The sequence below is a fragment of the Bradyrhizobium sp. AUGA SZCCT0431 genome (genome assembly GCF_018131065.1).
Taxonomy (GTDB): Bacteria; Pseudomonadota; Alphaproteobacteria; order Rhizobiales; family Xanthobacteraceae; genus Bradyrhizobium.
This window is the reverse complement of record NZ_JAFCLR010000005.1, coordinates 174,507-194,739: the sequence shown is the minus strand read 5'-3', so window position 1 is coordinate 194,739 and position 20,233 is coordinate 174,507. Positions and strand designations below refer to the sequence as shown.

21 protein-coding genes and 2 pseudogenes are annotated in these 20,233 nt (G+C 62.2%); 6 read left to right on the top strand and 17 right to left on the bottom strand.

The window, feature by feature from the left end; genetic code table 11:
• Positions 1–291: 291 nt before the first annotated feature.
• Positions 292–1,881, top strand: a complete 1,590-nt coding sequence (locus JQ567_RS06690; protein WP_212438073.1) for an ATP-binding protein — start codon at positions 292–294, stop codon at positions 1,879–1,881.
• 391 nt (positions 1,882–2,272) lie between these two features.
• Here JQ567_RS06690 and JQ567_RS06685 read toward each other — a convergent pair whose 3' ends face one another.
• From JQ567_RS06685 to JQ567_RS06675, 3 genes are all read right to left on the bottom strand, one after another.
• Entirely contained in the window at positions 2,273–3,199 is a 927-nt protein-coding gene (locus JQ567_RS06685) for a hypothetical protein (protein ID WP_249165286.1), read from the bottom strand.
• A 410-nt stretch (positions 3,200–3,609) separates the two neighbouring features.
• On the bottom strand, positions 3,610–3,936 hold the full coding sequence (locus JQ567_RS06680; RefSeq protein ID WP_212438072.1) for a GcrA family cell cycle regulator: 327 nt from the start codon (positions 3,934–3,936) through the stop codon (positions 3,610–3,612).
• A 38-nt stretch (positions 3,937–3,974) separates the two neighbouring features.
• A complete protein-coding gene (locus JQ567_RS06675; RefSeq protein ID WP_212438071.1) occupies positions 3,975–4,163 on the bottom strand; it encodes a hypothetical protein in 189 nt (62 codons plus the stop codon).
• 1,126 nt (positions 4,164–5,289) lie between these two features.
• On the opposite strand from JQ567_RS06675, the gene JQ567_RS06670 reads away from it, so the two are divergent.
• The 3 genes from JQ567_RS06670 (at position 5,290) to JQ567_RS06660 (ending at position 7,714) form a co-directional block, all read left to right on the top strand.
• Positions 5,290–6,270 (top strand): ABC transporter substrate-binding protein, encoded by a 981-nt coding sequence (locus tag JQ567_RS06670; RefSeq protein ID WP_212438070.1) that lies wholly within the window; start codon positions 5,290–5,292, stop codon positions 6,268–6,270.
• Positions 6,271–6,924: 654 nt separating this feature from the next.
• A complete protein-coding gene (locus JQ567_RS06665; RefSeq protein ID WP_212438069.1) occupies positions 6,925–7,209 on the top strand; it encodes a hypothetical protein in 285 nt (94 codons plus the stop codon).
• Positions 7,210–7,417: 208 nt separating this feature from the next.
• Positions 7,418–7,714, top strand: coding sequence for a hypothetical protein (locus tag JQ567_RS06660; protein WP_212438068.1), 297 nt, complete (start codon positions 7,418–7,420; stop codon positions 7,712–7,714).
• Positions 7,715–7,781: 67 nt separating this feature from the next.
• Here the strand turns inward: JQ567_RS06660 and JQ567_RS39025 are convergent.
• The 3 genes and pseudogenes from JQ567_RS39025 to JQ567_RS06650 all read right to left on the bottom strand — a co-directional run.
• Positions 7,782–7,907: pseudogene (locus tag JQ567_RS39025) on the bottom strand (Enamidase); the annotation flags it as partial.
• Between the two features lie 635 nt (positions 7,908–8,542).
• Positions 8,543–8,734, bottom strand: a complete 192-nt coding sequence (locus JQ567_RS06655; protein WP_212438067.1) for a hypothetical protein — start codon at positions 8,732–8,734, stop codon at positions 8,543–8,545.
• Positions 8,735–8,920: 186 nt separating this feature from the next.
• Positions 8,921–9,178, bottom strand: coding sequence for a hypothetical protein (locus tag JQ567_RS06650; protein ID WP_212265088.1), 258 nt, complete (start codon positions 9,176–9,178; stop codon positions 8,921–8,923).
• A gap of 436 nt (positions 9,179–9,614) precedes the next feature.
• Between JQ567_RS06650 and JQ567_RS39020 the strand changes: the two genes are divergently transcribed.
• Entirely contained in the window at positions 9,615–9,986 is a 372-nt protein-coding gene (locus JQ567_RS39020) for a helix-turn-helix domain-containing protein (RefSeq protein WP_212438066.1), read from the top strand.
• Between the two features lie 59 nt (positions 9,987–10,045).
• On the opposite strand, the gene JQ567_RS06640 is transcribed toward JQ567_RS39020, so the two are convergent.
• Positions 10,046–11,242, bottom strand: coding sequence for an amidohydrolase family protein (locus tag JQ567_RS06640; RefSeq protein ID WP_212438065.1), 1,197 nt, complete (start codon positions 11,240–11,242; stop codon positions 10,046–10,048).
• Between the two features lie 152 nt (positions 11,243–11,394).
• Here JQ567_RS06640 and JQ567_RS06635 point away from each other — a divergent pair, with 152 nt between their 5' ends.
• Positions 11,395–12,168, top strand: a complete 774-nt coding sequence (locus tag JQ567_RS06635; protein ID WP_212438064.1) for a ferredoxin--NADP reductase — start codon at positions 11,395–11,397, stop codon at positions 12,166–12,168.
• A 64-nt stretch (positions 12,169–12,232) separates the two neighbouring features.
• Here JQ567_RS06635 and soxA read toward each other — a convergent pair whose 3' ends face one another.
• From soxA to JQ567_RS06590, 10 genes and pseudogenes are all read right to left on the bottom strand, one after another.
• The gene (gene soxA / locus JQ567_RS06630; protein WP_212438063.1) at positions 12,233–13,006 is read right to left on the bottom strand and encodes a sulfur oxidation c-type cytochrome SoxA; all 774 of its coding nucleotides are present in this window, start codon (positions 13,004–13,006) and stop codon (positions 12,233–12,235) included.
• Positions 13,003–13,323, bottom strand: a complete 321-nt coding sequence (soxZ, locus tag JQ567_RS06625; protein WP_212438062.1) for a thiosulfate oxidation carrier complex protein SoxZ — start codon at positions 13,321–13,323, stop codon at positions 13,003–13,005. The genes soxA and soxZ overlap by 4 nt, the downstream gene beginning before the upstream one ends.
• The gene (locus tag JQ567_RS06620) at positions 13,323–13,799 is read right to left on the bottom strand and encodes a SoxY-related AACIE arm protein (RefSeq protein ID WP_192734858.1); all 477 of its coding nucleotides are present in this window, start codon (positions 13,797–13,799) and stop codon (positions 13,323–13,325) included. The genes soxZ and JQ567_RS06620 overlap by 1 nt, the downstream gene beginning before the upstream one ends.
• Positions 13,800–13,808: 9 nt before the next feature.
• Positions 13,809–14,246 carry a sulfur oxidation c-type cytochrome SoxX gene (gene soxX / locus JQ567_RS06615; protein WP_212438061.1) on the bottom strand — a complete coding sequence of 146 codons (438 nt, stop codon included), beginning with the start codon at positions 14,244–14,246 and terminating at the stop codon, positions 13,809–13,811.
• 7 nt (positions 14,247–14,253) lie between these two features.
• Positions 14,254–15,534 carry an NAD(P)/FAD-dependent oxidoreductase gene (locus tag JQ567_RS06610; protein ID WP_212438060.1) on the bottom strand — a complete coding sequence of 427 codons (1,281 nt, stop codon included), beginning with the start codon at positions 15,532–15,534 and terminating at the stop codon, positions 14,254–14,256.
• Positions 15,535–15,547: 13 nt separating this feature from the next.
• Positions 15,548–15,844, bottom strand: a complete 297-nt coding sequence (locus JQ567_RS06605; RefSeq protein ID WP_212438059.1) for a cytochrome C — start codon at positions 15,842–15,844, stop codon at positions 15,548–15,550.
• A gap of 4 nt (positions 15,845–15,848) precedes the next feature.
• Positions 15,849–16,139, bottom strand: coding sequence for a hypothetical protein (locus tag JQ567_RS39015; RefSeq protein ID WP_409363580.1), 291 nt, complete (start codon positions 16,137–16,139; stop codon positions 15,849–15,851).
• A pseudogene (locus JQ567_RS06600) lies at positions 16,076–18,094 on the bottom strand (molybdopterin cofactor-binding domain-containing protein); the annotation flags it as partial. The pseudogene JQ567_RS06600 and the gene JQ567_RS39015, both read right to left, overlap by 64 nt.
• 10 nt (positions 18,095–18,104) lie before the next feature.
• A complete protein-coding gene (locus tag JQ567_RS06595; RefSeq protein WP_212438057.1) occupies positions 18,105–18,557 on the bottom strand; it encodes a (2Fe-2S)-binding protein in 453 nt (150 codons plus the stop codon).
• A 209-nt stretch (positions 18,558–18,766) separates the two neighbouring features.
• A complete protein-coding gene (locus tag JQ567_RS06590; RefSeq protein ID WP_212438056.1) occupies positions 18,767–20,161 on the bottom strand; it encodes an MFS transporter in 1,395 nt (464 codons plus the stop codon).
• Positions 20,162–20,233 lie beyond the last annotated feature (72 nt).

Sequence of the window (20,233 nt, the reverse complement as noted above, 5' to 3'; positions counted from 1 at the left end):
TACCCGACATCATCCGCCGGTCAGGACAGGGAAGGTGGGACCGCGGGGGCGGGTGCACCACGGATTATCTCCGACGCCGCGGAGCCCCTGCGTGCTATCGTTCTGGCTATCGAAAATATCGGCCTCAGCCCGGGACGGAGCTGCCATGAATCGGCGCGATTCCTCGGCGTTCTCCACGGCGCGGCCATCGCGTGGTCGCTCGGCTTCCCTGATGCGGGTGGGCAGGAATTGAGAAAGGTCTATCGAGTGGGCTTTCTAACATTGTCTCAACTCAAATAGGATATTCTGGACATGTCGACGCTCACCCCGCATGGCGCGTGCCTGCTGTGGAAGCCGGAATTGATCTGGCTGAATGCCGTTTCCGACGCCATGCTCGCAGGCGCCTTCTTTGCTACCGCCTTCGTCCTCGGGTTTTTCGTGTGGCGGCGCCGCGATGTTATGTTCCGCAGCGTATTCTGGACATTCGCCATCTTCGCCGCAGTCTGCGGGGTGACCCGTCTGCTGTCGATCCTCACTTTGTGGGTGCCGGCCTACGGCATCGAGGCCTTTACCAAAGGCGTCCTGGCGCTGATATCGGCCGTGATCACGGCGGCACTGCTGCTGTTGCTGCCGCGGATCCTGGTGCTGCCGACACGCAGGCAGCTTCAGCTGGCCAATGCGGCACTTGAGGAGGAAATCCGACAACGGCGCAAGGCCGAGGCCATGGTCAAACGTTTTCAGGAGATAGAGGCCAACGAGGCCCAGGTCCGCCAAGCGCAGAAGATGGAAGCCATCGGCCAACTCACCGGTGGAGTCGCGCACGACTTCAACAACATTCTGACCGTGATCACCGGAACCATCGAAATCCTCGGCGAGGCGGTCAAGGATCGTCCGCACCTCGGGCAGATCACCGATATGATTAGCGCCGCCGCAGCGAGGGGGGCCGACCTGACGCGGCATCTGCTGGCGTTCGCCCGTCGACAACCGCTGCAGCCGCGCAACACAGACGTCAACGTCCTGGTCATCGATGCAGTACGGTTGCTACGACCGACCCTCAGCGAGCAGATCGAAATCGAATCGATGCTGGTGCACGATTCGGCGCTGGCCCTGATTGATCCCAGCCAGCTCTCGACTGCGATCCTGAACCTTGCACTGAATGCGCGTGACGCCATGCCGAACGGCGGCAAGCTGACGCTCGAAACCAAGAATGTCGTGCTCGACGAGAACTACGCCAGCATGAACAGCGAGGTTAATCCGGGCAACTACGTCATGATCGCGGTGAGCGACACAGGGGAGGGAATCCCCGGCAGCCTGCTCGACAAGGTGTTTGAACCGTTCTTCACCACCAAGGAGGTCGGGAAGGGATCGGGGCTCGGTCTCAGCATGGTCTACGGCTTCGTCAAACAGTCGAACGGACACATCAAGATCTACAGCGAAGAGGGCCACGGCACCACCGTGAAGCTTTACCTTCCGCAGGCCGCGGGTGTCCCGGACGCGCTGGCCGCCGTGACCGGCATCTCGGGGGGCGAGCACGGCGACGAATCCATCCTGATTGTCGAGGACGACGCGCTGGTGCGCGAATACGTCGTGGCGCAGATCAGCCGTTTCGGGTACCACACGCTGGCCGCCGGCAATGCCGCCGAGGCGCTGGCAATCATTGATCGTCCCGAACGCATCGATCTATTGTTCACCGACGTGATAATCCCCGGTGGACTGAACGGCCGTCAGCTCGCGATCGAGGCGCTGAAACGCCGTCCCGGACTAAAGGTGCTTTATACGTCCGGTTATACCGAGAACGCCATCGTCCACCATGGCCGGCTCGATGCCGGCGTGCTGCTACTGCCGAAGCCTTACCTCAGTTCAGATCTTGCGCGGATGATTCGGACCGCGCTGGCATCGTGAATTCTTCCATGGGCAGGCGCTCCCTTGATCTAGGGAGTGGCGTCGCGCGGCCAGCACCGGACCGGCATTAGCCGATGAGGTTGGCCGGCCTTGGAGCAATCACATCGTTCTGACCGTCGACCGGTGAGGTCCGGTCTACCACCTATGAGCGGACGTTCTCAGGATGGGCGGGTATAGCCACAACGGGCTGTCCTGGCCCTGTGGCACGAGGCTTGCTGTCTATACAGTGCTGGGAATTTTAGTGTCCCAGTTCAGGAATAAGCGCCGCCGGGCGATCCATTTCGATCCCGGCGGCGTGTCTTTTTGATACCTGGCGCCGGCCAAGCCGCCAGCCACGGCCATCGACCGCGCGAGATGGATGATCATCTCTGCGTTCGTAGCTTGCTGCCGTTTAATGATGGGATATCTGAGGCTGCCGTTCCTTCGCTTCGTAGTATTCGGCCGAGAACTGAATTGACCATCGCGAGAAGAACGAACGCAACTTCTGAGTGGGCTTTTCTACGCCGAAGCGCTCGGCGACATGCGCCCCGCGCAGCCACCTGACCGCCGATGTGAGGCCGGCGGTGCGCTCGAGCCTCTCAACCGCCGCGACGCCGGCGGTCTCTGCCTGCCGATAGCGAAAACCGATCTTTTTGATCACATACAGGCACCTGATGGTTTCATAGCTCTTGAATACGCGCTGCACGAACGGATGTTTCCTGGCCTGTGGCCAGGCTGCCGGGTACACCGGCAACACCAACAGCTTGCTCTTGGCGATGACCGTTGCGAGCGGATGCAAGAGTTGCATCCAGGCTGGCCAGGACGTGACTTTGGCAAACAATACCGCGTGCATCGCCGTTGCAGCCCCGAAAGAGATCGGGAGCCAAAGTACCGCGCCCAGGATCACGAGCAATGCGGTGTTCGGCGTCAGATGCCGGCATTTTCGGAACACCCATGCCATGCCGCTTTCAAAGGCAATGTACACAGCATGTTCGAACGCCCGATAGCTGATCTTCCGCCGGAGCCACGACCAGTTCCGGCGGATCGATGTACTCCACCGTCGACGTTTCGTCTCGGAAAGGGGCAGGAAGCGCAACGCGCCGTTTATGGCAGTAACGATGACATTGCCAAGAACCCTGACAGCGAAGAGCGGAAGCCAGACAACCTGCATTGCCAATGGGAAGGCGTAGTCGAGCAGCCGCATCAAGATCGAAAGAATGAAACGCAGGATCTTGTTTGCGGCGAGCGCGACAAAAACAAGTGGTATGATTATCACATCGTCGAGGGCACCGGAGAAGCGGCTTTCCTCGTTCCATGCCGGGTTATGATCATGGGTCACGGTGCAACGGCTCCGGGCCGAAGACAGGGGATCGTGCCGGCCCAGATTAGCACACTGTAAGGGCCAGCGGGTGTCCTCAGATGCGGGTCGTTGGAGCGACGGCCCTTTGTCCGCTAAGGGGCGGTCAGTGGCACTTTGGCCGTCGGCCGACTACTTCCGGTCTTCCCCGGCACCCTGTAAACGGACATCGTCGGGGGCCGGTCGCCATGTCTCAAAGATGTCACAAGCGGAAGTGAAGCGGCACGCAATCACCTGTGCGAGGCTGAACGATATCGTTCAGTCACTGCTTGATGAAGTCTCGGATTACCGCATGGCGCGTTCAGGTGCATCGGGGATTCCCGGCAACAAGGAAACCGTTCGAGCTGAACGAGGTGCGGAGGCAGCCCCGCAACGATGTCGCGGTGGGCGGGCTAGCCCGTATTCCTGACCGCGTCAGCTAGCATGGCGTAAAGCTCGCGCTTGCTGAATTTCTTAGGCGGCCTCGCTATTGTCTTCCGCGATAGATTTTTCGCCATGGGGCGGGCACAGTCGGCCAACAACGCCGGCCTTCGCTTCGGGACCGCCCTTATGTTGGGCTTTGCTGTTGGCGGCTTGTGACCACGTTTCAGGCCCAAACGAGTTAGCCTGCCGCAGACCGCGTTACGGCTACACCCGAAACGGCGCGCGATCTGCGCGGCGCTCTGTCCTACGGCCCAGAGTTCTTTAAGCAGCGCTACGTCTTTCGCATCCCAACTCATGCGAGGCACTATACGCCAACTGCCAATTGCAGGCTATTCTAGTCTTCGTCGGGCTCGCGCACGACCGGCGGTTGGTCGCCGTTGCCTTCTTCGTCCTCTTCGTCTTCTTCGTCTTCCTCATCTTCATCGTCATCAGGAACTCGGGGCGGCACCTCGTTGCCCATGATCACGAAGGCACTCCAGTCGATCAACCTGGTGAAAAATTCCTCCGGGATGTGTCGCTTCATGTTGATGCTCCTCGGATGTGGACCCCGGGGGATGTTACCCCTTCTGTTCAGATTTCCGCATGAGGGTTAGCGCCGCACACCGTTTGCGGGAACGAACATTGATTTCGAGTTGCATTAGCGCCCCGCTCGGCCTGACGAAGCCGCACCGGGCGCGCCTATCGCCGGCGACCTCTTGTTGGCTTCGTCATGTCTGCGCAGCGCACATCCCAGAAGCTGGCCTTCAAGCCTCGCCCATCGCACGCCCCGAATCGATCCTTCTGCGTAGTAATCGGCCCGGCCCGCCGATCTGAACTTCAGAGTAAGCTCGCGGAACGATCTCAAATCAACCCTATGAGGATGAACGCAGCGATCTCGATCAGGGTTGCGGTCCCTAGGGTTGCGACGACAAGAATGGCGTCGGCTGGCGATAAATCATGCATTGCGTGCCTCGCAGTTTTGCGAAGCCCCGAGACCCATGAACTAAATACACGTAAGCAAAAAAGGTTGCGGTTCCGAAGGCGCTACCAAACATAGCTGGCGCCAAGGCCCGGAACGTCCGGACGCTATCTGCGTTTCATTGGAGAGAGGATGGAATTCCCGCACCGACGGGGACAGTCCCAACAGAGGCGATGTGGTGTAACGCCCGCATGGCCTCTGTCTGTTGCATTGCTCGCTGGAAAGGCAACCCTCGCGATCAGCGGGCGACAGGGCATCTTGCTCTTGGGGCAAATGGCGTCCGCGCGGAAACACCTCAAACACGAAACGAGTGCCTGATTTGTCGCAGCATTGAGGTTATAGGTCGCCTCGCGGGATGCAACGCGATCTATTGCCGTACGGTGGGGACCTTACGCGCCCGCGCGACCGGTCGCCCCTGCGGCGCGCAGCGGTTCATAGTTCGGTAGCTGACCAGATCGAACGGCGCTCAGCGAGCCCCAATGTCTGCTTTGAAGCGTCCCCCTCCCGAGAGCCTTACGTCGGACATCGCGCCATGTCCGAAAAGTGGCCGATTGCAGACCGCCCGCCCGGTGGTCAGGGTGATGGAAGGCCAAACCTGAGACGGCTGCATAGTGAATTATCGCCCATACCGCGAGGCCCTAGCGTGTTATGGTTCAAAGTTAAAATGATGGACCTCAGCCCGGGAGGTGGTATGAGGCGGCGCAATTTCATCACCCTTCTTGGCGGTGCGGCCGTTTGGCCACTCGCCGCGCGTGCGCAGCAGCCCGAAGTGCCGGTGGTTGGCTGGCTCAACGCTAGGTCCCCCGATGATACGGTGCATCTGGTGGCCGCGTTCCGCCGAGGCCTGGGCGAAGCCGGCTTCATCGAGGGCCAGAACGTGATGATCGAATACCGCTGGGCGCTCGGCCAATACGACCGGCTGCCGGCGATGGCGGCGGAGCTCGTTCGTCGCCCCGTGACCGTCCTAGCATCGGCCGGCGGCGAACCTGCCGCGCTGGCCGCAAAGGCCGCAACTTCGACCATTCCGATCGTCTTCGTCATTGGTGGCGATCCGGTCAAGCAGGGACTTGCGGCGAGCCTCAACCGGCCGGGCGGAAACTCCACCGGGATAAGTGTCTTGACCAGCACGCTGGAACCCAAGCGCCTCGGGCTGTTGCGCGAGCTGGTGCCGGGGGCGGAAACGATCGGCGTTCTCCTGAACCCGAACTATCCACAGTTTGAGAGCCAATTGCGCGATGTGCAGGAGGCGGCGCGCGCGATCGATCTGCAAATTCATGTCTTGCGAGCGAGCGCCGATCGCGAGATCGACGCGGCATTCGAAACCGTCGCTCAACGACGTATTCCCGCGCTCTCGGTCGCCGCCGATCCATTTTTTGACACGCGGCGCGACAAGATTGTGGTCTTGGCGGTGCGCCACGCAGTGCCCACGATGTACCACTTTCGCGAATTTGCCGCGGCCGGCGGCCTGGTGAGCTATGGTGTCAATATTTCCGATGCGTATCGCCTATTCGGCGTCTATACCGGACGGATTCTCAAAGGCGCGAAGCCCGCCGACCTGCCGGTCCGGCAGCCAACCAAGTTCGAGTTAGTGATCAATCTCACGACCGCCAGGGCGCTCGGCCTCGAAGTGCCGTCTAATCTGTCCGCGCGCGCGGACGAGGTGATCGAATAGCGCGATCTCCGCCGGATCGTCGGTACCGACGCCCTTCAATCGCCCTGCGCCACATGTTCTCTTATAGGTCGTTCGCGTCGGTTTGACCGGACCACGGCGACTTCCGGTCTACCCCGGTGAATGGATATTCTCAGAATAGGCGGTATTGCGGTGACAGTGCTGGACTGTCACCGTAGTTCGGGCGCGCTCATTCCCTGCGGTCATGCTGCGCGCTGCCGACGGCATGATCCGATGGGAATATGCTTTCGTAGATCGCACGGGCTTCCCGGATTAAGCGGGCTCGCTCGAGTTCGGATTTCGGAACAAAACGGATGACTTGGCCCACGGGGCTCTCCAGGGTTGGAACAACATTCCACCAACAGTTGGTTCGGATATTCATGGTTGTAAGGTCCACTCCCATCACAAGAACTTATTTCTCGATGGATACTGCGCTGTGAAAAACCTGTCTCTTTTCAGGGGCTACTGGGAGAAAATTGTGAGTGCAGGTTCCTTTCCGATGTAGCCGGCGCGAGGCCGAAGGCCCCCGGGGGGGCCGATGGGTTCCGATCACCGTGTTCTTACGGGCCGTAATTGGCAAACAGCTTGCGATGGGTGTGTCAGCTGTTCGGCATCCATGCACAAGATGTGCCGAACCAGGCCATTGGGAGCACACAAATGAACATACAAGCTCGTTTTGAGACAGCGCGCGAAAGTGCAGTACGAGAGGTCGTAGCAATCAGTAAGATGCTGGCTGATCTTGTTCGCACCGTTCAACTGATCGAATCTGAGATCGCAGCCCAAGAAGAGCGCGCCCGGGTTTTCGACCGATCCGACGTCAAATATCCGATACTGGCGAGGACGCTGATCGAGCGGCGCGACAATCTCAAGGTGACCATTGCCGCCCTTGAACAGCGTCACAGCGAGCGAGCGCTGAACGAGCAGATGGCACCCGCGGCTTAACGACACCGCCGCTGGGTTGGCTCAGCGGCGGCTTCTTTCATTACGAAACCGCAGCTGCGTCCCCATTGCGGTTTCGCCCCAAGAGTTACGGTGACGGCTCGCAGGATGGATTGATCTGTTTGACCCATCTCGGAAGCAGGCACCAGTCCAGCAGCGGCCCGATATGCTTTGATGCGTGGGGCTGGAACTGAAACGCATAGGTGGCCTCATGTACATAGTCATTCGAAAGTACACCCAGGTTCGCTCGGTTGCTGATGCTGCTCGCCGCGCCAAAAGCGGCGTCGGTCAGATGCTAAGGGAATCGCACGGATTCATATCCTATTATGTACTGGATGGGGGCGACGGCGTCGGTGTCGCTGTGATGATATTCGAGGATCGCGAAAGCGCCAATGCGGCGAACGAAAAAGTACTGGAGTTTGTTCAAGCAAGCCTGCATGACCTGAATCTTGGAGACCCCGAAATCATCGCCGGGGAAGTTTTGGTGAATATTGAATCTGATGCGTAGTTGTTCGTAATGGGCGGCCCATCTGCTGCGTCGCGAGCAAGGCGTCGAGAGGCGGCCGTGGCGTTCAGTCGCCGGCGACGGGATGGATGTGGCTGTCGATCAGGCCGGGGGCAACGGTGGTGCCGTTGGCCTTGACGACGGTCGCGGCGCCCTCGGTGGAGTCGCAGTCCAGTGCATTTAATCGACCGGGCGCTCACGCGCAGGTAAATGCACTGTCACCGTAATCGAAAATAGCGGCTCACAGATATTGTATGCAAATTGCATCTAAGTCATAAGATATTCGTTGCAACCTTCGGAGGTGTTGCAGTGAATTTTGTTCGGGCGTCGCTGGAGCATTCAACAGATGTGTTTTTTGCGGGCGACAGGCGACAATCGGATGCAATTTGAGCTAGTCAGAGGTAACAAGCGGTCGCCTCGCAGTGTGTCGTCATTCCACGTGACGCTGCGTCTCGTGGTCTAGATTCCGAAGAGACCTACGAAAATGGCAGCACGTATTCCAACCGGAAAGACCTATTTGGGCTTTGTGCTCACGTGGATCGGAGTGTTGTTTATCGTCTTCCTCGTATCCTTCAGTCTGTTCTGGTCAGGCTACTTGATCGCAGGTTGGCTTGTGCTCGCTGCCACGGTTTTCCTGTTTGTCCGGCACAGCCAAGCGATCGGCAGGCGTGCTCGGCTTGGCTTGAGGCGCCCTGCGCCACGCTCAGAATAGACACGTTCCCGTACAATTCAAATCTAATCCATCCACTCGCGCAGCCCGACGCGCCGGGCACGATGGCGATCCAGCAATCAAGGGCCGATTTTCCAGAGTGTCCGGATTGTCTTCCGCCCTCACTCCGTGCCGCCGAGCACGGGCGTTGCGAACGTATAGCTGGGGTTGAGCAGGATGGCGTCCGCATGTCCGGTCAGACTTGCATTCAAGCTGACATTCACGATTGCGGGAAATCTGCCGACCTGGATCTGCCGGGCGGCAGCGACGGCGCCTGAAGCCGCAACCGAGGTGTGGTAACACACCTCCGCCATCGCCCAGGCCGGCACGCCGGCCGCGGCCGCAAGACTGCCAAACTGCCCGGGCAGCCAGAACGAATAACCGTTTTCGTCCGCGCTGACCTGCGCGGGCGAAATGCGGCGATCCCGATCGCGAGGATCAGACCGGCCCGGATCCGGCGGGCGCGCATCTCTGCTTTCCGGAAGATCAATCCGCAGACCTCAGCGCCTGCCGACGCGATTCACCGGACCACCACGGTTCATAGGCGTGCCCGGACGCACTCCGACACCTCGGGCACCGACACCGGGTGTCACCACGGCCCGTGCGACCGGGCGCGCCACCAATCGGACGCCGGGCCTTACGACGCAGCCCGCCGGATAAGAGATGTACTGGCAGTACACGACGGCGCTGGCCTGTTCAGTGCTTGCGACCATGGACCCGGCGATCAGCAGCGCTGACAGCGAAATCGAGAGCTTCATTTTTGCCTCCTCGTTCGGAAACGCTGAATGCGTTTCGTTAAGCCGAATGCTGGTTAGGAAGCCGCAGCGCTCCAGAGCGCCGCGGTTCTTGTCTGTCGTTTAGAAGACCTTACCGGCAGATCGTGACGATCCGGCCGTAGGCATCGGCGACTTGCATGCATGCGTCGCTGTTCTGAGCGCTCGCAGCGGGAATGAAGGAAATGCTCATCACGAGAAATGCCCCGATGAAAACGCTGCGCCGGGATATCGCTTGTATCACTTTCTGATCGCGCTTTCTGCCGTTGAATACGTCAATATCAATGGCCTTCTTTTTTCTCGACAGTAGCCGGCACCTTACGTCTCTGTTGCAAAGACTCCAGACGCAGCCGAATGATCATCTGGGCGGGCAAAGCTTGTCGCAGATCGAGAGACCGGCATTTTTGACATTGTCCCGGACATGACACCATCTGCAGAGCCCATTGAGCCCTCGCACCGCCGTGCAAGTGTTGCGAGGGCCGTTCTTGATCTTCGGCATGAACGGCTCGACGATCCGCCAAGCATTACCGAACTTTGCATCGCAGTTGCCGCAAAAGAACGAACGCTTCATTTAAGCTGCGTGGAGGCTTTCGGCCGTCCGCCAGCAGCGCTGCTCGCCGAACTTCGTCTCCATGCAGCACGCCGCGCTTTATCGCGCCCCGGACAGCAGACAAGCGTCACGGCTGTGGCCGCGCTTTATGGCTTCACGCATTTCGGGCGGTTCGCGGAAATCTATCGGCGCCAATTCGCAGAACTGCCGTCCGCGACCTTATCCAGGGCGCGAGGCGCCTGACCGCGACGCTAACGTCGCTTTGGTCACTACACGGACTCCACGATGCCGCGGCGCGCCAACTAATGCCCTACAATCTCCGGCAGCCGTGTCGCCGGCGGCGTGTTGCGGCTGCGCTGGGTGCGGACGATGCCGTCGATGATGGTCATGCCGATGCCGGGCAGGTCGCCGAGCTGCACGCTGTGCAGAAGGTTCTTGCCGGGCGAGTGCTGCGCCATGTCCATGATGACGAAATCGGCGGAGCGGCCGACCTCGATGACGCCGCAGTCGAGTTCGCGCATGCGGGCGGTGTTGCCGGTGGCGAGGCAGAAGGCGATTTCGGCCGGCAATTCGCCGAGCGAGGACAGCAGCGAAACCATGCGCAGGATGCCGAGCGGCTGCACGCCGGAACCGGCCGGCGCGTCGGTGCCGAGGATGACGCGGTGCAGGTCGCCCATCTCGCGCGCGGTGCGCAGCGTGAACAGCGCCGAGCGTTCGTTGCCGTTGTGAACCAGCTCCAGGCCACGCTTGCAGCCCTCGCAGATGCAGCGGATCTGGTCATCGGGCAGGGCGGTGTGGCCGCCATTAATGTGGCCGACCACATCGGTGTCGGCTTCCAGCACCACGTCCTTGTCGATCAGGCCGGAACCGGGGATCGAAGGCCCGCCGGTGTGGATCGTGCTCTGGATGCCGTACTTGCGCGCCCATCCCACCATCTTGCGTGCGGTCGGGCCGTCCTTGACGCCGCCGAGGCCGACCTCGCCGAGCAGCTTGACGCCGGCCGCGGCGAGCTCCTTGAAGTCGTCCTCGACCATTTCGTTTTCGATCACGGGCGCGCCGGCATGGATCTTCACGCCGCCGGGCCGCAGCGTCCAGAACGCGCGCTGTGCGAAAATCGCCATCGCCTTGACGCCGACGACGTCGCGGGGGCGACCGGGCATATGCACTTCACCGGCTGAGATCATCGTGGTGACGCCGCCATGCAGATAGCTGTCGATCCAGCCCATCTGGTTCTGCCGCGGCGTCCAGTCGCCGGCGACGGGATGCACGTGGCTGTCGATCAGGCCGGGAGCGACGGTGGTGCCGTTGGCGTTGACGACAGTCGTGGCGCCCTCGGTGTCGACGTCCTTGAGGCGGCCGATGGCGGTGATTTTGCCGTTCTCGGCCACGATGGTGTCGGCATCCAGGATCGGCTTTTCCAGCATCCCCGACAGCAGCAGCCCGATATTGCGGATCACCAGCTTGCTCGGGCCGCTTGCCTGGGGTGCGTCGTGCGCCATCGGATTTTCCTTGTTGTTCAATGCCTTCGGGGCGTTGCCGGCCATCTTGCCCGCGGCTTGACGGCGGGATCAAGAAGGATTATTCATTCGCACACGAATGATCGTATACGAATGATTTTGCCGACGCAATCTGCCTCCAATCGGATCGAAAGATGAGCAATTTCAATCAGGAAAGCGTTCTCAGCGTCCACCACTGGACCGACACGCTGTTCTCCTTCACCACCACGCGCGATCCCTCGTTCCGTTTTCGCAACGGCGAGTTCACCATGATCGGGCTGAAGGTCGGCGAGAGGCCGCTGCTGCGCGCCTACAGCGTCGCCAGCGCCAATTATGAAGACCGGCTCGAATTCTTCTCGATCAAGGTGCCGGACGGGCCTTTGACCTCGCGCCTCCAGCATCTGAAGGAAGGCGACGAGATCATCGTCAGCCGCAAGGCCACCGGCACGCTGGTGATCGACAATCTGCAGGACGGCCGCAACCTCTATTTGATCGGCACCGGAACGGGCCTCGCCCCGTTCCTCAGTGTGATCAAGGATCCCGAAACCTATGAGCGGTTCGAGAAGGTGGTGCTGCTGCACGGCTGCCGCCGCGTCGCCGAACTCGCCTATGGCGAGATGATCACCAAGGAGCTGCCGAACGATGAGCTGATCGGCGAACTCGTGCGCAACCAGCTGATTTATTATCCGACCGTGACGCGCGATCCCTTCCACAACCGCGGCCGCATCACGGACCTGATCAATTCCGGCAAGCTGTTCGCCGATATCGGGCTTGCCTCGCTCGAACCAGCGCATGACCGCGTCATGATCTGCGGCAGCCCGGCGCTGGTCGCCGATACCCGCACGCTGCTGGGCGGCAAGGGCTTTGTCGAAGGCAATCACGGCGAGCCGGCGCAGTTCGTGGTCGAGAAGGCATTCGCGGAACGGTAATCAGTGCGGGCCCATTCTACTGTGCATGGGGTTGTTTTCGCGATTTTTGTGTCTGGGCCCAAGACTAGGGTCGAATGGCCGGGGCTTCCAGCGGCATGCCCTTGGCCCGCGACATCAGATAAAGCTCCAGCTCGACCAGTTCGGGCGCGCCGTAATCATAGGCCTGCGCGCGGATGCCCGTCATGCAGGCGCGCAGCCGGCGCTGCAGCGATCCCAGTGATTGCCACTCCAGCCGGTAGAGCGGGTACCCCGTCGGGTGTCCTTGCGTGATCGCCGATCCCGCCAGGCGTTTATCCCAATTCTCATCGTGGCAATTGGTGCAGCCGAGATTGAGCTGGCCCTGCCGCTGCATGAACAACTCACGGCCCTTGGCGACGAACGGCGCTAGCTGCGGATCGCTGCCGGGCTCGATTGCGGCGCCGCGCGATTGCTGCGCCACAAAGGCGGTCAGCGCCAGCAATTCGCGGCTCTCGTAAGGAAGCGGCGTCGCCTGCTGATGAGTGGCGCGGCACAGATTGATGCGCTGCTCGAGGTCGACGGGACGGCCGAGCGCCTTGTCGAAGGCGGGATAATGCGCCGCGACGCCCTTCATGCTCGCGCGCGCGTCCTGATGGCAATCGGCGCAGGCCTTGTTTGTAACGCCCGTCTTGCGCGCCCACAATTTCTCGCCGTCGAGCACCCACAGCATGGCGGGATTTGTCGTGTCGTCGTCCTGCATCGCCCTGGTGTCCGGCGCCATGAAGCTATAGCCGGAGCGGCGTTCTGCTTGCGGAATCTCAGCGCCGGCGGCATCCGCCGCGAGCAGAGCAGACAGAGCGACGAGGCCGGCCAATCTCATTCGACTGATATCGAGGCCGACGCGGTTTCGGAAAAGCCGTTATCCCCGATCCATTCGAACTCGAACTTGCCGCTCGCGGTCGCCGTGGTGAAGAAGGTGATGAACGGGTTGGCGGCGATCGCAGGAAACAGATCGGCGCGAAAGATCTCGGTGCCGTTATAGCGGCATGCAAAGCTCGTGATGATGTCGCGCGGCACCACCTCGCCGGTGGCGGTGTGCCGATAGCCGGTTTCCATGATGTGCGACATCAGCGTCTTGATCTCGATGATGTCGCCGCGTTTGGCTTTGGCGGGAACGTTGATCAGCGCGGAGGCCATCAGATCACCTCATCAGTGCAGGCCGCCAGCGTCACCACGACGTCGACGCTGGCCGACCAGAACGAGCCGTCGGACAACCGCGCGATGGCGACGATCTTCTGGCTGTCGGCGAGGCGAATCCGCGTGGACACCTGCGCGCGGCCGGAATGCGGGCCGAGATGGAAGTTGCCGATATTGGGCTGCGGGTTCTTCTCGTTGAAGATGTGGATGCTGCGGACGTGATCCTCCGGCGCCATCGGGCTCGCGACGTTGACGGTCAGCGGCACGGTGTTGCCGTTCTCGACCAGCGGCGGCACGTCGAGCTTGACCTTGCCGGTGCGCACTTGCGCGCCATTGGTGACGCTGCGGATCGCGGATGCGAGTTCGGCGGGCGTCGCTTCGCTCGGCCGCACCGTTACGATCGGGACGGCGCCGAGCACGGCCGCGCCGCCGGCGAGGCCGAGGAACTGGCGGCGTGTGGAATCCTTGTGTTGCATCGTCTCTTCCTATTCGCGCAGCGTTACCAGATAAGCCACGATATCTTCGATCTGTTCCGCCGACAGGATCGGCTTGCCGCGCCACGCCGGACCAACGCGATGCAGGCCGTCCACGCGATAATAGGACGGCATGATCGTCGCTTCATTGAGGCGGCTCGCGTCCACCAGCCGCAGCCGCAACTGTCCCTCGGACCAGCGGCTGCCGGAGCCGGCGAGGTTGGGGGCCAGATCGCCCTGGAATTTTTCTTCCGGAAACGGTCCGTTGTGGCAGAGGATGCAGGTGCTTTGGCGGTTGAGGAGGGTTGTTCGCCCGCGCGCGGGATCGCCGGGCGCGCCGGTCAGCGACATCGCAATGGCATCGCCTGTCACGGCGTAGCTACGCTGCTCCTGCGCGGCAGCCAAGCCGGGCAAAGCGAGCAGTGCGCCCGCAAGGATCGGACCCGACATGCACAGCCTAGCCAAAGACTTCCGCCGTGATGGTCGCGAACCAGGATTGCGCATAGTCGGCCTCGCGCGCGCGGAAATCGCGCGGCACATCCGCCGGACTGACGCCGCCGGCGCCTTCGACATCGGCGAACAGCCCGTTCTTCGGCTGGTAGACGCCGGCGACCGAGAAGCCGTAGCCGGGGGCCGCCAGGCTGTAGCAGGTATTGATCAGCTTCGGCGCCTCGGGCGTCCGGCCCGCGATCAGCGTGGCCACCGCGCTCGCGCAAGCCTTGGCCTGGGAATTCGCCGAGAACGCGGATTTCGGCATCGAGCCGGCAATACAGGCATCGCCGATGACGTGGATGTTCGGCGCCGATTTGGATTCGAAAGTGACGGGATCGATCGCGCACCAGCCGGTATTGTCGGTCGCGCCAGCGATGGTGGCGATGCGTCCGGCGCGCTGCGGCGGAATGACGTTCGCCACCTGCGCGGTGTGGTTGCCGAAATCGGTAATCAGCGTGTTGGTCGCCGGGTCGACAGAGTTCACCTTGCCGCCCTGTGACAGCGACACCCACTCGATCATTCCCGGATAGAGTTCCTTCCAGGCGTTTTGGAACAGCCGCTGCTTGGAGAAGGTGTCCTTGGCGTCGAGGATGATCAGCTTCGAACGGGGCTTCTTGGTTTTCAGATAATGCGCAATCAGACAGGCGCGTTCGTAAGGTCCCGGCGGGCAGCGGAACGGATTGGCGGGCGCGGCGATCACGACAAGGCCGCCATCGTCCATGGCTTCGAGTTGCTTGCGCAGCAGCAGCGTCTGCTCGCCGGCTTTCCAGGCATGCGGCATCTTTGCGGCGGCAGCTTCGTCGTAGCCGGGCAGTGCTTCGAAACGCAGATCGACGCCGGGAGACAGCACCAGCCGGTCGTAGGTGAGCGACGTGCCGTCGGCGAGCCCAACGGTTCGCGCCTTGGCATCGATCGCCGTTGCCGCCTGCGCCACCACGGTGACGCCGCCGGCGGCGATCTTGTCATAGCCGAACTGCTGTTCCTCGAGCGAACGCAGCCCGGCAATGACGGTGTTGCTGAACGGGCAGGCGGTGAAGGTCCGGTTCGGCTCGACCAGCGTGACCTGCAGTTTCGGGTCGATCTGTTTCAGCGCGCGGGCGCAACTTGCGCCGCCGAAGCCGCCGCCGATCACGACGACGCGCGCTGCGGCTTGCGCGAATGCGGGCAGCGGAAACGCCAGCGCCGTCACGGCGGCAGCACCGGCGCCAACGAATTCCCGCCGGCTCATGCGATGGTTGATGCCCATGGCTTGCGCCCCCTTACTTCTGTGCCGCGAGCCACGCCGCAATCGCGCGCAGCTCGTCGTCGGAGAAGCCTTTGGCGATGCGGTTCATCACCGTGCCGGGAAGCGAACCGTCGCGAAATCCGGTCATCGCGGTCATGATGTCGCCGGCGTCACGCCCGTACAGCCGCGATACCTGCAAGGCCGGCAAGGCGCCTGCGGCGTGACAGCCGGAACAGGCCGCAGCACCAGGCGGGGGGACGGAAGCCGCCAGCACCGGCGAACTCCACGCCACGACCGTTGCAATTCCAATGGCTCCGCAAAGCGCTTTCATCGGCTTATATCCCGAAGTTGGGTGGGCGGCGGCCGGTGAAGGCCGCCGCCCGCGTTGTCAGGCGAAGCTGATGTCTTGATCCTTCAACGGCACCGAGCGGATGCGCTTTCCCGTTGCCGCGAAATACGCATTGAGCACGGCGGGCGCCGCGACGCAGATCGTCGGTTCGCCAACGCCGCCCCAGAAGCCGCCGCTCGGCACGATGACCGACTCCACCTTCGGCATCTCCGCGATCCGCATCGAATTGTAGGTGTCGAAGTTGGATTGCTCGATGCGGCCGTCCTTGACGGTGCAACTGCCATAGAACAGCGCCGACAGGCCGTAGACGAACGAGCCTGCAATCTGGCGCTCGATCTGCGCCGGATTGACGACGTAGCCCGGATCGGTGGAAGCGATGATACGGTGCACCTTGATCTTGTTGCCATCCGTCACCGAGATTTCGGCGGCACCCGCGACGTAGCTGCCGTAGCCCATGTGCTGGCAGATGCCGCGGTACACGCCCTTTGGCGGCGGCTTGTCCCAGCCGACTTTTTCGGCCACCGCATTGAGCACCGCGAGATGCTTGGGATGCTTCGCCATCAACTTGCGCCGGAACGCGACCGGATCTTCCCCGACCGAATGCGCCAGTTCGTCGATGAAGCATTCGAGATAGATCGCGTTCTGATTGACGTTGACGCCGCGCCAGAAGCCCGGCGGGACGTGAGGGTTGCGCATCGAATGCTCGACCAGCAGGTTCGGAAAACTATACCCGATCGCCCAGTCGCCGGTGGGAGCGAGGCCCTGGAATGCCGCGGTGTCCATGCCGTTGACCAGTGCCGCCGGGCGCACGGTGAACAGGATGGATTGACCGGAGATCCGGACATGCAGCGCGGTCAGATTGTTGTCCTTGTCGAAGGCGCCGGTCAGCTTGCACTGCGTGACCGGATGATAGGTGCCGTGCTGCATGTCGTCTTCGCGTGACCACAACAGCTTGATCGGCGTGCCCGGCATCTGCTTGGCGATAGAGACGGCCTGCCGGACATAGTCGGTCATGCCGCGACGGCCAAAGCCGCCGCCGAGGATCAGCTTGTGAACCTCGCATTTGTCGGCGGGCAGGCCGGAGGTTTCCATCACCGCGGCGAATGCCGCTTCGCCGTTCTGCGTTCCGGTCCAGACCTCGCACTTGTCGGGTGTGTAAAGCGCGGTGGCGTTCAACGGCTCCATCGCGGCGTGGTTCTGGTAGGGATAGTTGTACACCGCCTCGATCTTTTTGGCGGCGCCGGCGATGGCCGCTTTGGCGTCGCCGTTCTGGTTGCCGATGAAGGCGGGCTGCGAATTGTCGAGGCCCTCGGCCAGCCACTTGGCGATCGATTCGCTGGACACCTTGGCGTTCTCGCCTTCGTCCCAGACGATCGGCAACGCGTCGAGCGCGGTCTTGGCGTGCCACCAGGTGTCGGCGACGACGGCGACGGTGGAGTCGTTGACCCGCACCACCTTCTTGACGCCCTTCATGCCCATGACCTTGGCTTCGTCATAGCTCTTCAGCTTGCCGCCGAACACCGGGCATTCCTTCAGCGCGGCGTTCAGCATTCCCGGCAGCTTGACGTCGATGCCATACATCATCTTGCCGGTGGTCTTGTCGGCGGTATCGAGCCGCAACACGCTCTTGCCGGCGATCTTCCAGTCCTTCGGATCCTTCAGCTTGACGTCGGCATCCGCCGGAGGCGACAGCCTGGCCGCGGCCTCCACGACCTTGCCGTAGGTCGTCCTCTTGCCGGACGGCGTGTGCGTGATGATGCTGTTGGCGGCGGTGCATTCCGAAACCGGCACCTTCCACTCATTGGCCGCGGCCTGGACCAGCATCATGCGCGCGGTGGCGCCGCCCTTGCGGACGTAGTCCTGCGAGGTGCGGATGCCGCGGCTGCCGCCGGTCGAGAAATCGCCCCAGGCCCGCTTGCGTGCGACACTTTGACCCGGTGTCGGATACTCGGTGGTGACCTTCGACCAGTCGCATTCGAGCTCTTCGGCGACGAGCTGGGCGAGGCCGGTGAGCGTTCCCTGTCCCATCTCCGAACGGGCAATGCGGATCACCACGGTGTCGTCTGGGCGGATCACCACCCAGACGTTGACCTCAGGCGATCCATCGGCGGCACGGACCACGGTGGGGCCACCGAAGGGGATGTCGAGACCGACCGCGAGGCCGGCGCCGGCAGCGGCGGTGCCGATGACGAAGGCGCGGCGGCTGAGTGCAGGCGTGATGTGCTTGTTCATGACATCCCCCTCAAGCGTTCGCGGCGGCGTGGATTGCCTCGCGCACCTGCTGGAAGGTGCCGCAGCGGCAAATATTGGTGATGGTTTCGTCGATGTCCTTGTCGGTCGGCTTCGGCTTGTCCTTGAGCAGCGCCGCCACCGCCATGATCATGCCGGTCTGGCAATAGCCGCACTGCGGCACGTCGTTCTTGATCCAGGCCTGCTGCACCTTGTGCAGTGCGCCATCGCTGGCGGCCAGACCTTCGATCGTGGTGATCTGCTTGCCGACGGCTTCGCTGACCGAGAGGCCGCAGGAGCGCATCGCGACGCCGTCAATATGGATCGTGCAGGCCCCGCATTGTGCAATGCCGCAGCCGTATTTGGTGCCGGTCAGTCCGACATTCTCCCGGATCGCCCAAAGCAGTGGGGTGTCGTCCTCGACGTCCACATTGATTGATTTGCCATTGATAGTGAGGTTTGCCATCGCGTTTCCCCTGTTAGCTCAATTCATCAATTGAACCCGGCGGGGACACTGGACCGCAATCTGGAATAGTTCAAATCAAGAAAATGCGTTTGCGATGCGGGAAGAATATTGACGGACCGGGGTTTCGTGGGCGCAGGGGACGCCACATGGCTGTCATGTTCGCCATGCGCGGCTAGGGTTTGCCTGCCTTGTAGGCACATTCCCTCCAATCAATCTTGCGGCGCGCTCACCACCAGGCGCAGGAAACTCATCACGCATCCGAGCGCGGCAAATCCGGCGCCGAGTGCCAAAGCAAGCGTCGCGCCATCGTGGCCGCCGAGCGCAAAGCACAGTGCGGCCAACGCCGCGCCGAGCGTTTGCCCGGTCAGCCGTGCGGTCGCGACGATGCTGCTGGCGCTGCCGCTACGATGCGACGGCGCGCTCGACATCAGCGCGCGCAAATTGGGAGTTTGAAAAAAGCCGAATCCGATCCCGCACACCACCATGCGCCAGACGATGTTGGCGACGCTGGGATCCGACGGCAGCGTCGCCAGCAACACCATTCCCGCGCATAACAAGGCCAGGCCGATGCCGCCCAGAATGCCGACGGGATAGCGGTCGGAAAGCCGGCCGCCGAGCGGCGCCATGATCGCGACCACCAGCGGCCACGGTGTCATGAAGAAACCGGTCTCGACCTGGGTGCGCATCAGCACGTCTTCGAAATAGAACGGCAGCGAGACGAAAGCGATGCCCTGAACCGCAAAGGTGCACACCGACGTCGCCGCCGATAGCGCAAACATCGGCCGCCGGAACAGATCGATTGGCAGCATCGGCGCCGGGTGATCCGCCTGCCGCCGCATCATGATCCAGCCGAGGATGATGGCGCCGACCAGTTCGGCCGTTACCAGCGCCGGTGGTGCGCTGTGTGCCGCACTTCCGATCCCGATGATGAACAGGCCGAGGCAGCCTGTGGTCAGCGCCGCGCTCGCAAAATCGAATGCGTGCGTCGCGCGTGGCGTCGGCGGCAGCGTCTTCAAGCCGATCCACACCGCGATCAGGCCGAACGGAATGTTGATCGCGAACAGCCACGGCCAGGGCCCTAGCGCCAGAATGCCGGACGCGATCGTCGGTCCAAGGGTGAAGGCGGTGCCGACCACCAGCGCGTTGTGACCAAAACCGCGGCCCAGCATATGGGTCGGGTAGACGTAGCGGACCAGCGCCGCATTCACGGCCATGATGCCGCTGGCGCCCAACCCCTGCAGCGCCCGCGCTGCCACCAGACTGGGCAGCGACCACGCTAACGCGCAGCCGATCGAGGCAATTGTGAACAGCAACAGGCCGCCGATATAGATGCGCTGATGGCCGACGATTTCGCCGAGCGCGCCGAGCGGCAGCAGCGTCGCCACCAGTGCGATCTGATAGACATTGACGACCCAGACCACATCGGCCGGGCTGACATGGAGGTCGGCGGCGATGGCGGGCAGCGCGATGTTGGCAATCGCCGTATCGAGCGAGGCCAGCGCCAGCGCGGTAAAGATCGCCGCGACCGCCCAGCGCCGGAGTTCCGGCGGCAAGCCGTCGATACCGGGCGTGGCAGGCGGCTTGGCGGTCGCAACTTCTGACATCGAGATCGGGCTCTCCACGGCCGGCGCGGGTAACGCCCTCAAGGGGCGTGTACTACGGACGCGAGTTGTTCC

What these genes read in the sequence shown, in the direction of transcription:
- JQ567_RS06690 (WP_212438073.1), top strand. Translation starts at nt 292, where the DNA reads ATGTCGACGCTCACCCCGCATGGCGCGTGCCTGCTGTGGAAGCCGGAA.
- JQ567_RS06680 (WP_212438072.1), bottom strand. Translation starts at nt 3,936, where the DNA reads ATGAGTTGGGATGCGAAAGACGTAGCGCTGCTTAAAGAACTCTGGGCC.
- JQ567_RS06675 (WP_212438071.1), bottom strand. Translation starts at nt 4,163, where the DNA reads ATGAAGCGACACATCCCGGAGGAATTTTTCACCAGGTTGATCGACTGG.
- JQ567_RS06670 (WP_212438070.1), top strand. Translation starts at nt 5,290, where the DNA reads ATGAGGCGGCGCAATTTCATCACCCTTCTTGGCGGTGCGGCCGTTTGG.
- JQ567_RS06665 (WP_212438069.1), top strand. Translation starts at nt 6,925, where the DNA reads ATGAACATACAAGCTCGTTTTGAGACAGCGCGCGAAAGTGCAGTACGA.
- JQ567_RS06660 (WP_212438068.1), top strand. Translation starts at nt 7,418, where the DNA reads ATGTACATAGTCATTCGAAAGTACACCCAGGTTCGCTCGGTTGCTGAT.
- JQ567_RS06655 (WP_212438067.1), bottom strand. Translation starts at nt 8,734, where the DNA reads ATGGCGGAGGTGTGTTACCACACCTCGGTTGCGGCTTCAGGCGCCGTC.
- JQ567_RS06650 (WP_212265088.1), bottom strand. Translation starts at nt 9,178, where the DNA reads ATGAAGCTCTCGATTTCGCTGTCAGCGCTGCTGATCGCCGGGTCCATG.
- JQ567_RS39020 (WP_212438066.1), top strand. Translation starts at nt 9,615, where the DNA reads ATGACACCATCTGCAGAGCCCATTGAGCCCTCGCACCGCCGTGCAAGT.
- JQ567_RS06640 (WP_212438065.1), bottom strand. Translation starts at nt 11,242, where the DNA reads ATGGCGCACGACGCACCCCAGGCAAGCGGCCCGAGCAAGCTGGTGATC.
- JQ567_RS06635 (WP_212438064.1), top strand. Translation starts at nt 11,395, where the DNA reads ATGAGCAATTTCAATCAGGAAAGCGTTCTCAGCGTCCACCACTGGACC.
- soxA (WP_212438063.1), bottom strand. Translation starts at nt 13,006, where the DNA reads ATGAGATTGGCCGGCCTCGTCGCTCTGTCTGCTCTGCTCGCGGCGGAT.
- soxZ (WP_212438062.1), bottom strand. Translation starts at nt 13,323, where the DNA reads ATGGCCTCCGCGCTGATCAACGTTCCCGCCAAAGCCAAACGCGGCGAC.
- JQ567_RS06620 (WP_192734858.1), bottom strand. Translation starts at nt 13,799, where the DNA reads ATGCAACACAAGGATTCCACACGCCGCCAGTTCCTCGGCCTCGCCGGC.
- soxX (WP_212438061.1), bottom strand. Translation starts at nt 14,246, where the DNA reads ATGTCGGGTCCGATCCTTGCGGGCGCACTGCTCGCTTTGCCCGGCTTG.
- JQ567_RS06610 (WP_212438060.1), bottom strand. Translation starts at nt 15,534, where the DNA reads ATGGGCATCAACCATCGCATGAGCCGGCGGGAATTCGTTGGCGCCGGT.
- JQ567_RS06605 (WP_212438059.1), bottom strand. Translation starts at nt 15,844, where the DNA reads ATGAAAGCGCTTTGCGGAGCCATTGGAATTGCAACGGTCGTGGCGTGG.
- JQ567_RS06595 (WP_212438057.1), bottom strand. Translation starts at nt 18,557, where the DNA reads ATGGCAAACCTCACTATCAATGGCAAATCAATCAATGTGGACGTCGAG.
- JQ567_RS06590 (WP_212438056.1), bottom strand. Translation starts at nt 20,161, where the DNA reads ATGTCAGAAGTTGCGACCGCCAAGCCGCCTGCCACGCCCGGTATCGAC.